Source organism: Haloarcula sp. Atlit-7R (assembly GCF_003666065.1).
Classification (GTDB): domain Archaea; phylum Halobacteriota; class Halobacteria; order Halobacteriales; family Haloarculaceae; genus Haloarcula; species Haloarcula taiwanensis.
Map to the genome: position 1 here is coordinate 1 of NZ_QXIK01000083.1, position 490 is coordinate 490.

At 42.2% G+C, this 490-nt stretch carries 1 protein-coding gene; it reads left to right on the forward strand.

Annotated elements, in window-relative coordinates:
* Window positions 1–299: 299 nt before the first annotated feature.
* The coding region (locus D3D01_RS22740; protein WP_121513867.1) for a PHP domain-containing protein at window positions 300–490 on the forward strand (191 nt) is incomplete at its 3' end.

Sequence of the window (490 nt, forward strand, 5' to 3'; positions counted from 1 at the left end):
TAGGGGTCGATGTGTTCTCCCCTATCTGTTCAGCGAACTCGGTTTGAGATTCCTTATGAGCATCGCGTAGTTTGCTGATACTGTCTGGAGATAACGGGCTGCTCAGCCACTTTTATTCGCCGTTCTCTATTACATAATTTTTACTCCTGACTACTATTTCAATCAATCGTCAGTCCGATAGGCAGTGATCCATCCTTTTTCCAGATCATACGACTAAGTTCGTGTCATGGTGGTATGACTTGTCTACAGACAGATATTAAACCAACATAGTGAAAAGATATAGTAGAGTTACAAACAGTATGAACCTTAGCGAAGGAGTGGCCGACCTACACTTACATACAACATCCTCAGATGGAACCAGCACGGTTGAAAATCGTATTCAACAGGCTCAAGATATCGGCCTAGAGTCTATTACAATCACGGACCACGATACGATATCTGAAGATCTCAATCGGCGTGTATCTATCCACAAAAGTCTTGAACTTATTCT